At 65.5% G+C, this 14,753-nt stretch carries 8 protein-coding genes; 5 read left to right on the forward strand and 3 right to left on the reverse strand.

From position 1 onward, the window contains the following. Positions 1-23: 23 nt before the first annotated feature. The 4 genes from PV764_RS14385 (at position 24) to PV764_RS14400 (ending at position 9,506) form a co-directional block, all read left to right on the forward strand. Positions 24-2,747 carry a TcfC E-set like domain-containing protein gene (locus PV764_RS14385; RefSeq protein WP_421116929.1) on the forward strand — a complete coding sequence of 908 codons (2,724 nt, stop codon included), beginning with the start codon at positions 24-26 and terminating at the stop codon, positions 2,745-2,747. A 221-nt stretch (positions 2,748-2,968) separates the two neighbouring features. Further along, complete coding sequence (locus PV764_RS14390; protein WP_421116948.1) at positions 2,969-3,877, forward strand: CfaE/CblD family pilus tip adhesin; 909 nt, start codon at positions 2,969-2,971, stop codon at positions 3,875-3,877. A gap of 19 nt (positions 3,878-3,896) precedes the next feature. Further along, on the forward strand, positions 3,897-4,595 hold the full coding sequence (locus PV764_RS14395; RefSeq protein WP_399617821.1) for a pilus assembly protein: 699 nt from the start codon (positions 3,897-3,899) through the stop codon (positions 4,593-4,595). 66 nt (positions 4,596-4,661) lie between these two features. Further along, a complete protein-coding gene (locus PV764_RS14400; protein ID WP_421116930.1) occupies positions 4,662-9,506 on the forward strand; it encodes an ESPR-type extended signal peptide-containing protein in 4,845 nt (1,614 codons plus the stop codon). A gap of 119 nt (positions 9,507-9,625) precedes the next feature. Here PV764_RS14400 and PV764_RS14405 read toward each other — a convergent pair whose 3' ends face one another. Next, positions 9,626-11,965, reverse strand: coding sequence for an ATP-binding protein (locus PV764_RS14405; protein ID WP_421116931.1), 2,340 nt, complete (start codon positions 11,963-11,965; stop codon positions 9,626-9,628). Positions 11,966-12,342: 377 nt separating this feature from the next. Here PV764_RS14405 and PV764_RS14410 point away from each other — a divergent pair, with 377 nt between their 5' ends. Beyond that, on the forward strand, positions 12,343-12,588 hold the full coding sequence (locus PV764_RS14410) for a hypothetical protein (protein WP_019184591.1): 246 nt from the start codon (positions 12,343-12,345) through the stop codon (positions 12,586-12,588). 4 nt (positions 12,589-12,592) lie between these two features. Here PV764_RS14410 and PV764_RS14415 read toward each other — a convergent pair whose 3' ends face one another. Both PV764_RS14415 and PV764_RS14420 read right to left on the reverse strand, forming a co-directional pair. Next, on the reverse strand, positions 12,593-13,312 hold the full coding sequence (locus tag PV764_RS14415; protein ID WP_019184590.1) for an FCD domain-containing protein: 720 nt from the start codon (positions 13,310-13,312) through the stop codon (positions 12,593-12,595). Between the two features lie 75 nt (positions 13,313-13,387). Beyond that, positions 13,388-14,731 (reverse strand): SLC13 family permease, encoded by a 1,344-nt coding sequence (locus tag PV764_RS14420; RefSeq protein ID WP_019184589.1) that lies wholly within the window; start codon positions 14,729-14,731, stop codon positions 13,388-13,390. Positions 14,732-14,753: the final 22 nt, after the last annotated feature.

A 14,753-nucleotide genomic window follows, 5' to 3' on the forward strand; every position in this document is an offset into this window, starting at 1 on the left:
GCCGGCTGCTTCCGGTAATCCCCATGAATGCTCCCGCACCCGCCGTCACCCGGCTGGCGGTCGCGCTCGCCCTGTCGCTGGCCACACCCCTGGTCGCGGCGCGCGGCGTTCCCGCCGGTTTCGAGGATCTGGTCGAAGGCCAGACCGAACAACTGGAGATCCGTCTGTTCGGTCGTTCGACCGGGCTGGTGCCGGTGCGCGTGACCCTGGAACACGTGCAGCTGGAAACCCCGGCCGAGGCGCTGCAGGCATTGCAGCTGTCCGCCGAAGCGCAGGCTGCGCTGCTGCCGGCGTTGTCGCAGCCGCTGCCGCGCAACAGCCACCTGGCATGCCGTTACGGCGGTGCCAGTGCCGGTTGCGGGTACATCGATCCTCCCCAGGAGCCCACTGCCGTGCGCGCGCTGTATGACGAAGGCGAGGGCGCCGTGCGCCTGTTTGTCGCCCGCCAATGGATCCCCGGCGAGCCGGCTGCCGAGCGCTACCACCAGGTCAGTGTCAATGCCGAGAACGCGTTCCTGCACCAGCACACCTTCAATGTCAGCGGTGGCCGGGGCTACCAGGCGCTGGCCGCGCAGGGCATGGGCGCACTGGGCGTGTTCCAGCGCGGGCACCTGTCCGCCGACTGGACCTTCAGCCAGCAGCACTACCGCGGCGGTCTTGCCAGCCGCCGTTTCCAGCTCGACAACGCCTACTACCGCCATGACCTGGGCCAGCAGCACTACCTGCAGGCCGGGCGCATGGACCGCCGCAACCTGAGCAGCCCGCAGGGCGGCACCTTCAGTTTCAGCATGCTGCCGATGGATCGCTTCCAGGGTCTGCGGCTGGGCACCACGCAGGCCTACGTGGACTCCGCCGCCGCCGTGCAGGCCACGCCGCTCACCGTGCTGCTGGCGCGCGATGCGCGTGTGGATGCGTTCGATGGCGAGCGCCTGTTGCAGACCTTCTACCTGCAGGCAGGCATCAACCAGCTCGATACGCGCCGGTTCCCCATGGGCAACTACACCGTCAGCCTGCGCATCTACGAAGACGGCGTGCTGGTACGCAACGAGGACGCGCCGTTCGACAAGGGCGGTGACTGGACCGACAGCAGCGTGCAGTGGTTCCTGCAGGGCGGCCGCCGCAACGAGCGCCGCAGCGACCGCTTCGACGACGAACTGGCGGCCATGGGCGGCCTGCGCGTGCCGATGGGGCGCAACGTGGCCATGACCGCCGGCATCGCCGACCTGGGCGGTTTCAGCTACGGCGAGCTGCGGGTGGACCTGCGCCATGTGTTTGCCACCCAGGAAGTCCGCGCTACCTTCAGTGGCATGCACGGCAGCGATGGCAGCCGTGGCCAGCAGCATCAGGTTTCCTACCGTCGCCGTGCTTCGTGGAATGTGTACCACCAGCGCATGCGCGGCCGTGCCTGCCAGTTCGAGGATGACGCGCGCGACCGGCTCGGCTGCGCCGATTCGCTCAGCGCCTCGATGGCGCTGCCGGTGGCCGGCGGCAACGCCTACGTGGCCTATACGCGCCGCCAGACCTGGCGTGCAAGCACCGTGCGGCCGGGGCTGGAAGATGATCCGCTGGCCGGACTTGACCCGCTGCTGCCGCCGTGGATGCCACAGCCCACGCGCATACCGCAGCTCAGCCGCACCTGGCAGGCCAGCTACAGCCGCAGCCAGCGCTGGGGCGAGTTCAGTGTCTCCAGCCGCATCGGCGTGTGGCAGCAGACCAGCGGCGGTGGACTGCGCGACGGCCGTGATCGCGGCATCTACCTCAATTTCAGCCTCAACCGCCTGCAGCACGATGACCGCGGCAGTTCGCAGCGACGCTATGGCGTGGACGTGCGGCAACCACAGCATGCGCGCCCGGACATCAACTACAGCGCCGGGCAGACGCTGCGCCAGGAATACGAGGATCAGTACCGCGAGGTATCGGGCGAACTGCGCGGCAACAACAACGAGCGCTACAGCGCCACGCTGAGTACCCAGCTGCAGAACCGCATCGGCCAGACCGGTGCCACGGTGTCGCGGTACCAGCACCAGGGTGGCAACGAAGTGGCGTACAGCGCGACGCACAGTTCCGGCCTGGCCATCGGCAAGCGCGGCGTGTATTGGGGCGCTGGCGTTGGCGCCGACGCGGGTTTGGCAGTGCAGGTGGATGACACCGACGACCTGGACCTGACCGGCGTTGCCGCCGAGCTGCAGGTGGGCGGGCTGCGTCGACAGCGACTGAAGCTGGGCGAGCGCCGGCTGCTGCCGATCTCCGCCTACCAGTCGCACCGCGCTGAAGTACAGGACGCCAGCGCCCTGGACAGCATCGCCGCCGTGCGCGTGAGCGGTGTGGGCGGCGCGCGTCCGTTGTTCCTGCCACCGGGCCGACTGGTGCGCATGCCGGTGCCGATTGAAGTGACCTACACCTTCATCGGCAATGCCCGGGACATCGCCGGCGCACCGCTGCGCGGTGCCCGCATTCTCAACGCGCCGGTGCCCGGCACCGGCAGCAATGGAGGTTTCGTGGCCGACTTCCCACGACGCGAGAAGACCCTGTACCTGCTGCAGGACGACCGGTTGCTGCACTGCCCGCTGCAGGTGCGCGAGCGCCGCAGCGTGGTGATGCTGGTAGGCGCCGTGCAGTGCGAGCCGCTGGCCGTGGCCCAGCTGCCCGCCGACATCCGCCACCAGGCACGGGTGACGCGGTTGCTGCAGGAGCAGGCGCTGATCGCCGCCACGCCACAGACCGCAGCAGCGGGAGGTGCGAAGTGAGCCGTCGGTTGTGGTGGGTGATGGCGGTGTTGTGTGGGCTGGTGCTGCTGGTGCCGCGGGCGATGGCGCAGAGGCCGCCGGATCAAGATCCGATTGATATCAGTCACGACATCAGTATGTCTTGGGACCGCTCAGCCCTACCTGGCGACATCGAACTGCTACCGCGCCGGACGATCCTGGCTTACGAGAGAGCACTGACCCTGTCATATGGGCAGTTGTACATGACGTGCTCCTCCAGCTCGGATTCGTCATCGGGCAGATGCCCGGAGTCAGATACGGGGGAACTACCGTCAGGCAAGAGCAGTGCAATTCCGCTCCGCTTCACTGAGCAGCGGAGTGGTATGGAGATTGATGTTGAGGCACACGGCAATCTCTTCCGCATCGCAGCGACTCCCGCATGTGAATCGGACTACTGGGCCGCCACACCCAGGCCTCTATGGTCTTCAAGTGCTCCCGAGTGCAACTTCCTGATGCCCGCAGGAACGGGCGCCGAACTTCGGGTGCCGCCGTCTGAACTGGAGAAGCTGGTTGCAGGCCGATGGGCAGCACATTTGGTGCTTGCACTACGCAAACCTCCACATCAGCAGCTTGCGACCTACTCCTTCAAGTTCGACTTCACCGTCACTGACCACAACGCGGTCTCCATCTACTTCCCGCTTTTCGATCAGGTCACCCCGCACGTCGGCCTGAACCTGCAGTACGACCCGATCGCGCAGACCATCGGTGGCCGTACCCAGCTCGACATGTGCCTGTACGACGGGCTTGGCTCGCAGAGCAGCTACCTAGGCGTCACCGTGCGTGACAGCGGCGCGCAACCTCCCGGGCCCTCGGGCTACTCGGTATGGCACGTCGATGGCGGCGGTGATGCCACCCAGCGCGTGGACTACACCGTCACCCTGGATCACAACGGCAGTGCAGTGCCCATGCGCAACGGCGTGGAGCAGCTGCTGCATGGCATCGATACCGCAAGGTTGCGCCTGGTGCTGCTGCCCGGCATGACGCAGCCGGTGTTCTGCGTGCCTACACCATTGACGCTGGAAACACCGCGCGTGCCGGTCAGCACCAAGCGCCCCGGCTACTACAGCGGCGATCTCAAGGTGGAACTGCGTGTTCCCACCGTCACGCCCTGAACCCCACATGGAGTCCCCGATGAAACCCCTAGTCCGCTGCCTGCTGCCGCTGTCGCTGCTGATGGCGTTGCCTGCCCATGCCAATCTCACCGTGCACCCCATGCGTACGTCGGTGGACGCGAAGAAAGGCGCACAGATACGCATCTACTCGCAGTCCACCCAACCGCAGTACGTGCAGGCATCGATCAAGCGCATCGTCAACCCGGCGGGGGCAGGTGAACAGGAGGTTGAGGTGGAGCCGAATGAGGCCGCCATCGCCATCACGCCAGGAAAGTTCGCCCTCGCCGGTGGCGGCAACCGGCTGATCCGTGTGATTCCGCTGCAGCCGGTCGAAAAGGAAACGGCCTACCGCGTGTACTTCGAGGGCGTGCGCGGCCCCGAACGTGCTGACCCTGCAGGCGAGGGTGAGAGTGCCCAGGCCAATGTCGGCGTCAGCCTGGTCTGGGGCGCACTGGTCAATGTGCTGCCCGCGCAATCGACGATGGACGTGCAGGTGGAGGGTAGCCAACTGCGCAACACCGGCACGGTACGCGTGGGCATCACCAGCATCGCTGACTGCGATGGCGCGCGCTGCACCGCGCATGACGTCTCGCGCAGCCTGTACCCCGGCAGCGCGCTGGAACTGCCATTTGCCCTGCAGCCGGGCCACACGCTGCAGCTGCGCTACCGGCTGACCCGCGATGGCTATCGCGAGCACGTGCACAACGTCGCGCTCTGAGTGCATCACGCCGCTGTGGCTTGGTGCCACAGCGGTTCCTTCTGTTTCGTCTGTTAAGGAGAATCCATGAACAAGATCCATCGTCGTATCTGGTCTACTGCACGGCAGTGCTGGGTGGTGGCAAGTGAGCTGACCCGAAGGAAGGGACGCAGCGCGGGAGGTGTCCAAGGCGGCTTGCTGGCATCCATTCTGATTGGCTCACTTTCCACCACTGCGAGCGCGGCGGTTTTCTATGGCTGTGACAGCGGTGCGTCCGGAATTGTCCGCTGCGCTCCGTTCATCGGGCATGAGGATGTGGGAAATGCGAACGCTTCGCTGCGTAGCTCCTACTATCTTTCCATGGGAGGGGGCGCATGGACCGACGGTCTCTACTCCACCAGTTTTGGAAACCGAACGTCTGCCGAGGGCGACAAGAACGCAGTCTTTGGCTACGGAGCAGTAGCGAAAAAGGGATATGCCTCGGTATTTGGTGCGCATGCGGTGGGCGATGGTATTGGTGCAACCGCGTTCGGCCACAACGCGAAGGCTTACACCGAGAATTCCATCGCAGTCGGCAGCGGCTCAAGGACAAATGAGGGCGCAGGCGTGTCGAAGATTGCCATCGGCGGCGATGCCTATGCAGGAACCGGTGGTTGGACCGGCGCCATAGCGCTTGGCGGCAAGGCACGTGCCGAGTTCGACGGCCTGGCCATGGGCTACGAGGCCAGGGCTACCGCGAATGGCACGGTGGCACTCGGGCGTGGCTCGGTCGCCAACGAAGGCAATACGATATCGGTTGGCAACAGCAACACCAAGCGCCGTATCGTCAATGTGGGCGATGCACGACTGAATGCCACCAGCACAGATGCGGTAACGGGAAAGCAGCTGTATCAGTTGTCGACTGCGACCAGTGGCTTGATCAGCCAGGCGAGCACGGGCGGGGCGGTTCGCATTGGTGCGGAGAACACCGGCACGACACTGACGGTCAGCAATAAGAGTGGTGCTGCCCGCTATCTCAACGGTGTCCGCAACGGAACGCTGAGCGCAACCAGTACCGACGCGGTTACCGGGCAGCAGCTGTTTGCCACCAATCAGAACGTGACGACGGCGACCAATCGCATCAATGCGAGAGCACTGTCATTGGGTGAAGGTGCAACCGCCGAATCGGTTGCGTACGGGGTGAGTACAGCGCTTGGGTACAATGCCAAAAGCTACAACGGCCAGAGTGTGGCCGTCGGTTTCGACGCCCGTGCTGGTGTGGATGCCGCTGGCAACAAGGTGGCCAACCTGAACGCAGGTGTCTCGCTGGGGTCGCGCAGCCGCAGCGGCAATGGGGCGGTGGCGGCGGGACTGCAGGCGAGCGCGGTGGGAGATCGTGCCATTGCCATTGGCCATGAGGCGTCGGCGGACGTAATTCACGCCACCGCGATCGGATATCAGAGCAAGGCCAGCGCCGGGCACGCCACCGCACTCGGGCGCGGTACCCACGCAAGCGGCCTCTACGCGACGGCCATGGGCAATCTGGCCAGGGCCTCGGCCGAAAGTGCTGTGGCCATTGGTGATCGTTCCCTGGCTCAGCACAATGGGTCGGTGGCGTTGGGCAATGGTTCGCAGACCAGCGCCGCCAATCAGATTTCCGTCGGTAGCAGCGCCATCAAGCGCAAGCTGGTCAATCTTGCCGACGGTACGCTCAGTACGTCCAGCACCGAGGCCGTGACCGGCAAGCAGCTCAACGCTACCAATGCCAACGTGGCCACTGCACAGAATACGGCCAGTGCCGCGCAGGTGGCCGCTACCGGGGCGAAGACCGCAGCCGACAGCGCGCTTGCCAAAGCCACCATCCTGGCCGGGCTGGTGAGCCAGGTGTCCACCACGGGCAATGTGCGCCTGGGTAGTGAAAATACCGGTACTGTGTTGGACGTGCGCAACAAGGCCAATGCCAACCGCAGTATCAGCGGGGTTGCCGACGCGACGCTGAGCAACAGCAGCACCGAGGCTGTCACTGGCCGACAGCTTGCGGCTACCAACAGCAACGTAACCACGGCGCAGAACACCGCCAACGCCGCGCAGACGGCGGCAACTGCGGCCAAGACCACTGCGGACAATGCGCTGGGCAGGGCAACTGCATTGAGTGGTCTGGTCAGCCAGGTATCGGCCACGGGCAATGTGCGCCTGGGCGCAGATAACGCGGGCACCGTGGTGGATGTGGCCAACAAGGACGGCGCGAAGCGGCGCGTCAACAACGTCGCCAATGGCGTGCTGAGCAGCACCAGTACCGATGTCGTGACCGGACAGCAGCTTCATTCCACCAACCAGGCTGTTTCCACGCAGGGCCAGTCACTGGTGCTGCACGGCCAGCAGCTGGCAACGCATACCCAGGCCCTGGACGCGCAGGACCAGCGCGTCGCGACCAACCGCGCCGACATCGATCAGCTTCGTACGGACGTGGACAACTTTGATCCGGATCTGGATGGGGTAGTGAAGTTCAGTGCTGATCGCCTGCTTGTGGACATGGAAGGTGCGCGCATATCGGGAGTGGCGGCGGGAGATGTCAGTTCGGCGGCCAGCACTGATGCGGTGAATGGTGGGCAGTTGTTTGCGACCAACGAGAAGATCTCGGCACTTGAAGGCGCCGGAAAGTTCGTTGCTATAGGCGGCGGTGGCGATCAGGAGCAGGCGTCGGCGGGACGGTTTTCTGTGGCCATCGGCGATTCCGCATTGGCGTCCGTTCCGGGTGAGGGCGGAGTCGCGGTTGGTGGCTATGCCGTTGCAGGTGGTACCAACTCCGTCGCAATAGGGCGGGCTGCGTCGGTTCGAGACGGTGCTATCGGCGCCTTCGCACTCGGAGTCAGGTCACTGGTGGAGGCAGAGGGTGGGCTCGCGGTTGGTGCTGAAAGCCGTGTGCAGTCTGGGGCGCTCGACAGCGTAGCAATTGGTAGCCGCTCCTTGGCGTCGGAAGAATCTACCGTTTCATTCGGTCATGACGATCTTCAGCGTCGTCTTGTCAACGTTGGAAGAGGGATCGGTGATTCCGACGCAGTGGCCATCAGTCAGCTTGCTGAATCCATATCAGGCCTGGGCGGTGGAGCAGGTATGGATGTAAATGGATCTTTCATGTCCCCCACCTACAGCATGCAGGGCGGCACCCAGAGAAATGTTGGTGACGCCTTGGCTGTTCTCGATGGCGCAGTGGTCAGGTCCGATAGTCGCGTAGATGGCATCGAAGGCCAGCTGCGCGCGACATTCCATCAGTCACCATCAACCAGCGCAGATGGAATCGGCCAACTGAACCTGGCTGGTGCGCAGGGCATGGTTCTGTCGAATCTTGCCGATGGGCGTATTGCCGCTGGTAGTCGTGATGCGGTGACTGGGAGTCAGCTGCATGCCACAGAGCAGAAGATTGAGCGTAATAGACGCGACTTGGATGCAATGCAGCGCGACTGGAGCTCGGATCAGAATAGTCTGCTGAGTGAGGCCAGAGATGGAAACCTCATCGACTTCGGCGGCGCACGACTGACCGGTGTCGACGATGCGCACCTCTCCGCTGATAGTTCGGATGTGGTGCGTGGGAGCCAGTTGTATGCAACAAACCTGAGACTGAACTCTATCGAAGACAATAGCGGCAACACTGCATTTGGCTGGATGCCCGAGGAAGGGCGGTATCCAGCTGAAGCGGGCCCAGGTGGAATAGCTATTGGCAAGAACGCAAAAGCTTCATTGCGTTCAGAAGGCGGCGTCGCCGTAGGCGCATGGGCAACGGCTGAAGGGAAGAACTCGGTAGCTTTGGGACGCGCCTCCTACGTCCATGAACAAGCGGAAGAAGGCTTCGCTTTGGGTGTCCGGACGCAGGTCGCTGCTAAAGGGGGCATTGCTCTCGGTGCAGGGAGTGAGGTCCGTTCTAATGCCAGTAATTCCGTTGCCATCGGCTATCAATCCATCGCCAATGATGTAGACACTGTGTCCTTCGGAAATGACTGGCTGAAGCGCCGCCTTACCGGCGTAGCCAACGGCCGCAACGCCAACGACGCCGCCACCGTCGGCCAGCTCCGTGGCGCACTGTCTACCCTCGGCGGCAACATAGACGCCAACGGCAACGTCACAAGCCCCGGCTTCAACGTCCAGGGCCAGCACCAGAACACCATCAACGAAGCCCTCGCCACGCTCGACTCGGCCGTAGTCACTGCCGACTCCCGTGTCGACCGTGTGGAAACCCAGCTCCGCTCGGTGTTCCAGGAATCTCCGTCCGTCCGCAGCGACGGCACCGCCCAGCTCACCCTGGCGGGTGCCAACGGCATGGTCATCTCCAACGTCGCCAACGGCTTGATCGCCGCCGGCAGCCGCGAGGCGGTCAACGGTGGCCAGTTGCATGCCGCGCAGCAGCAACTCAACGGTCGCATCGATGGCCTGGAGCAGCGCGTGGACGGCCAGCCGCAGGCGCGTGCAATGGCCACGGCGTCGGCGGCACCGACCGAAGAGATCATGCCAAGCCGGGAAGCCAGCGGTTCGCCGCAGGTCGCTTCGGCGGGCGAGGGCGCTTCGCCTGCACCGCAGCCAAAGTCGAAGAAGGACGATTCGCCCGCGCCCACGCCGCAGGTTGATACCGCCGAGCTGGAAAAAATGCTGGCCCGCGCCAACGAGTACACCGATGGTGCGATCAGCAACTTCGAGCGCCGCCTGGACAAGATGGACAAGCGCTTCAACCGCATGGCGGCGATGAGCAGTGCGCAGACGGCCATGGCCATGAACACCGCTGGCCTGGCCACCTATAACCGCCTTGGCGCGGGTGTGGGCTACGCCGAGGGCGAGTCGGCCATGGCGGTGGGTTACCAGCGCGTGCTCAACGACAAGGGCTCAGCCACCTTCAGCCTCAATGGTGCCTTCACCAACAGCGGTGAACGCAGCATGGGCGTGGGTGTGGGCATCGGCTGGTAAGCCTCCCGGCTCATTGCAGGGAAACACCGCGCTCCCCGGTCCGTCATTGCAGACCGGGGAGTTTCTTTTTGTGTCGTGCCGTGCGGGCCTGGGCGGGCCGGTGCCACGACGCCGTGGGCTCAGGCGCCTGGGTCCATCTGCGCCAGCAGGCGGTCCATCTCGTCCAAGTCCGCGGCGCCCGGGTCGCCGTTGATGGCATGGTGCTTCAGGCAGCCGTCGATCTGGTCCAGCGTGACCAGCGTGGCCGCATCCCCGACCATCGAGGCCGCCCCGCGGATGCGGTGGCTCATCGCCAGCGCCGGCCGCCATTCGTGGGCCACGATGGCCTCGCGCAGTGCGGCAATATCCTGGGGGATCTGCGTGCGATACACCGCCAGCACATCCAACGGCGTCGTCGCCGCCGGCCGCAGGGCCCTGGCCGGATTCATCGCCGTGCAGTGCGTGGCCACATCGAACGCAGGCCACTCGATAGGCTTGCACAGGGTCGCCGCGATGCCCGCGGCCCGGTAGCGGGGGGCGCGGGTGACGTCGGGTGATGCCGAGATCGAGACCACGCGGGCGCCCAGCCACGCGCGCGCCCGCTCCAGGGCGCGGATGGCCTCGATCGTTTCCAGCCCGCTGGCATCCGGCAGTGCATCGTCCAGGGTGATCAGGTCGAAGGGGCCGGACTGTTCCAGCTGCTGCAGTGCCTCATGGCGACTGGCTGCGCAGCGCACCTCGAACCCGCGCTCGCGCAGCCGGTGGCTGATGACGTCGGCGTTCAGTGGCTGGTCTTCGATGACCAGGACGCGCGCGGGCCGGTCGTTGTGGGCGGACAGGTGGCCGGGCAGGGCCGGCGCCTGCTCCGTGCGCCGCTGCGCGGGCAGGGTGGCGGTGAAGGTGGACCCCACGCCTGGTCGGCTGCGCACGGTGATCTGCCCGCCCTGCGCCGTGGCGATGCGGCGGCACAGGGACAGCCCCAGGCCGGTCCCGCCGCGCTGCCGGCCGTCACGGGTGGTGTTGAAGGCGCCGAAGATGTCGTTCAGATCTTCGGCGCTGATGCCTTCGCCGGTATCGCTCACACGCAGCACCATCCGGCCGCGCTCGCCTACGCCTGCCTCGAATCTCAGGCGCACCGACACGGTTCCGGCATCGCAGAACTTCACAGCGTTGGAGATCAGATTGCTGGCGATGTGGCGCAGGGCGCGGGTGTCGCAGCTCGCGTGCTCCAGCACCGGCTGGTCGAGATCGAACAGCAGGGCGGTGCCCTTGGCCGCGGCTACCGGCCGGGATGCGCTCAGGCAGCCGGACAGTACGGAGGCCGCGCCGGGCTGCCATTCCACGGGCGTATGGCTGTGGCGATCCAGGAACATGAATTCCAGCGCATTGGCCAGGGTGTCGTGCAGGGAAGAGGTGGCCGCGCGGGCGGACGCGATCACGGGCGCGGCGGCCGGGGTGGGGACGGTGGATTCAATCAGGTCGATGGCGGAAATGACCGAGGCCACGCCATTGCGCACTTCGTGATTGACCAGGGTCAACATGCGCGCCGTGCTGGCCTGCAGCGCCGCCGTCGCCCGGGCATTGCGGTAGGCCTGGATGATCACGAAGGCCGCACCAAGGATGGACAGCACCAGTACGATGATCGGCGTGCGATAGAAAGAGAGGACGGCATGGAGAGTGGGAGGCGAGCGATACAGGGCATCCATCCACCGGCCGACCAGATCCTGCTGGGTGTCCAGCGGCAACGAGCGGAACGCCTGATGGGCCCGGTCCATCTCGGCGGCACGCGAAGGGTGGGAGGCGACCCGGATTTGCACGGAGGGGCCATCGCTGGCCGGATGCACCGCCAGCGTGGTGCTGTTGCCCCGGCGTGCGAGCGGAATCAGGATGGCGTCCATGCCCAGCGCCGCGTCCACGGTGCCGCTGTCCACCGCGGCCACCATGTCTGCCGCGGCAGGTAGTGGAAAGACCTCGATCGCGGGGTGGTGAGCAGCCAGATAGCCGTGGTACTCCCCGTTGCCGATCACGGTGACACGCTTGCCCTCCAGGGCGGCCAGGGCCCGCACGGGGGAGCTGCTGCGGGTGAGCAGGACCGAGTCGCCGGCATAGAAGGCCGGTGAAATCACCGTGGCCGTGGGCAACAGTGCCGTGGTGCCCGGCAGGGCGAACGCCAGCCCGTCCACCTCCTGCTGCGCAAGCAGGCCCAGTGCGTCGCTGAAGGTGGTGGCGCCGGCCACCTGGATCTTGATGCCCGAGAGCGCCTCCACCGCCTCCACGTAGGCACGTGCACCGCCCAGCGAGGAAGGCCCGCCCAGCCCGTACGGGCCGCCCAACTGCGGGCCGGCGGCCAGCACGAAGGGTGGCTGCCGATCCGAATGAGAGGGGAACAGCGTAAGCAGCAGCGCCCCGGCGGCGAGGAGGATGGTCGCCAGCAGGCTGGCCTGCAACGCGACCCGACGTTTACCCGCGATGTTTTTCATGTAATTACGCTCGCACCCGATCCACGCACAAAAACGGCACCGGCAAGGCGCCGACGGTGCTGTGGAAGCTGGTGCGCGCAGCCACGAACGACGCCAGGAGGCGCTCAATGTGCGTTTCCGACGAAGGGGTGTCGTATCCGGCACGAGGCGCTGGGTCTGCGCAGTGCGTCTCGCAGGCCTCCACGCGCCCTTCACGGGTATTGGCTCGATCGGCATGGCAGTCGAAGGTCATCAACGTGCATCGCGCAGCTGGCGACGATGCGTTCGGTCAGCTGCCTGCATCACCTTGGACACTCGCACCGTCCTCACGATCGTTCCACGCGTTGCTGCGTGTGCGCCACCTAAGCTGGCATTCCCGTCGCGAAGTTTTTTTCCCCATGACCACAGCACTACATGATCTGGACGCCCTTGAACCCATCGATATCGATGCGCTCAAGGCACAGGGTGTGCCGCCGGTCGCCCAGTACCTGGTGGACCAGGAAAAATTCGTTCTGTTGGGCGGCAAGCGCGGCATCTACCGCTTGGCCGGCGCCGATACGGCGTGCTACTTCACCAGCCTGGACCAGATCCGGCTTCACCTGCTGGGGCAATCATTGACGCGGCTGACGGTGGAGCTGGCCTGAGTGCTCAGATCCCGCCCTGGCGAGGCAGCGGCGCAGGCACGTTCAGCTGGCCACCGGCGGCCACATAGGCCGCCAGTGCTTCGCCTTGACTGAGCAGATGGCGGTTCATCATCTGCTCGGCGGCTTCGGCATCGCGGTTGCGGATGCAGGCCATCAGGGCGCGATGCTCGGCCAGTGACTGGGCCATGCGGCCCGGCGTGAGTAACTGCCGGCCGCGATGCATCTTCAGGATGCGGTGCAGGTCGTGGGTGACGCGGATCAGCCACGGGTTGCCGGCATGGGTCTGCAGACTTTCGTGGATCAGATAATTGTTGCGGTAGTACTCGGCCAGATCGCCCGCGGCTGCAGCGACTTCCATGGCATCGTGCAGCGCCTGCAGCTGGACCACGCCCGCTTCATCGATGCGCTTGACCGCTTCATGCACGCAGCGGCCTTCCAGCATGGCCATCACCGGGAACAGCTGGTTGAGGTCTTCCAGGGTCAGCCGGGTGACCCGGCTGCCGCGGCCCGCATCGAGCTGCACCAGGCCCTCAGCGGCCAGCAGTTTCAGGCTCTCGCGCAGCGGGGTGCGGCTGATGCCCAGTTCTTCGGCGAGCAGAGGCTCGTCGATCCATTCGCCCGGTGGCAGTTCGTAGTCGTAGATCTTCTGGCGCAGCCGCTCGGCCACTTCTTCATAAAGCGGCACGCGTTTCTTCGACAGGCGGGGACCAGGGGCCAGGGGCATGGCAGGGCTTCATGGACAGGTGTGCAGCATTCTACCGGGTCATGGCGGGCCTGCCGGTGCAGGCCCGCCGTGTGCTTACATCCAGCCCGGCACGACGAACAGCAGCCATGCCAGCAGCGGACCGAAGGCGACCACCAGGCCGCTGTAGACCAGGAAGCGACGGAACAGGGCTTCGCGCTCTTCCTTCGCCGCCGAGGCAACCACCAGCGCGCCATTGGTCGAGAACGGGCTGACGTCCACCACGGTGGAAGAGATCGCCAGCGCGCAGATGACACCGGCCGCGCTCAGATGCCCCTGCATCAGGAACGGCACCGCCAGCGGGATCGTCGCACCCAGCACCGCCGCAGAAGAGGCGAACGCCGAGACGATGCCACCGACATAGCAGACCAGCAGCGCGCCCAGCAGCGGAATGCCGATCGCACCCACGCCATGGCCGATGTAGTCCACCGCGCCGGCCTGCTGCAGCACGGCCACGTAGGTCACCACGCCGCTGATCAGCAGCACGGTCGACCAGCTGATCCCATCCACCGCGCCCTTCTGCGAGTTCGGCGAGAGCAGGGCCAGCACCACCGCGACGGTGATCGAGACCAGGCCGACGTTGAGGTTGTAGACCAGGGCCGCGATGCCGAGCCCGAGCAGGCCGATCAGGGTGAACACGCGCTCGCGGTTGATGCGCACGTCATCCAGCGCATCGGGATCATTGGAGAGCGTGCCACCGCCGGCCGAGACCAGGGCGCCGTGACCTTCGATCGCAAACTGGCGCGAGGAGGCCTGGCTGCCGGCGACCAGCGGTTCGGTCGCCGTCGGTGCGCGACGCATCAGGGCCAATCCGCCAAAGGCGAAGAAGCAGATGATGCCCATCAGCAGGTTGAAGCCCAGGCTGGTCAGGAACACCGCCATTTCCGTGACTTCCAGGCCGGCCTTCTGCACCACCTGGTTGGTGATGCCGCCATACACGCTGATCGGCGAGAAGCCACCGGCCTGCGCGCCGTGGATCACCAGCAGGCCCATCATCAGCGGGTTGATCTTGTACTGCTTGGCAAAGCGCAGCGCGACCGGGCCGATGATGGCCACTGCGGCCGGGCCGAGCGCGCCGAAGGCGGTCAGCACGGCGGTGACCACGAACATCACCCACGGTATGGCGACGATGTGCCCACGCACCGCCTTGACCGCCCAGTGCACGAGCAGATCGATGGTGCCGTTCTTCTGCGCGATGGCGAACAGGTAGGTGATGCCGACCAGGGTCAGGAACAGGTCGCCCGGGAAGCCGGCCAACACTTCCTTGCCCTCCATCCCGACGAACAGGCCGCCGATGATGAAGGCCAGCGCGAATGCCACGGCACCCATGTTGATGGGCAGGGCCGTGGCCACGATGAACATGATCACCAAGCCGATGATCGTTGCGATTTGCGGACTCATGCGCCCTCCCGAGACACTTGAT

Origin of the sequence: Stenotrophomonas sp. AS1, from assembly GCF_048957655.1 — a bacterium.
Classification (GTDB): domain Bacteria; phylum Pseudomonadota; class Gammaproteobacteria; order Xanthomonadales; family Xanthomonadaceae; genus Stenotrophomonas; species Stenotrophomonas bentonitica_A.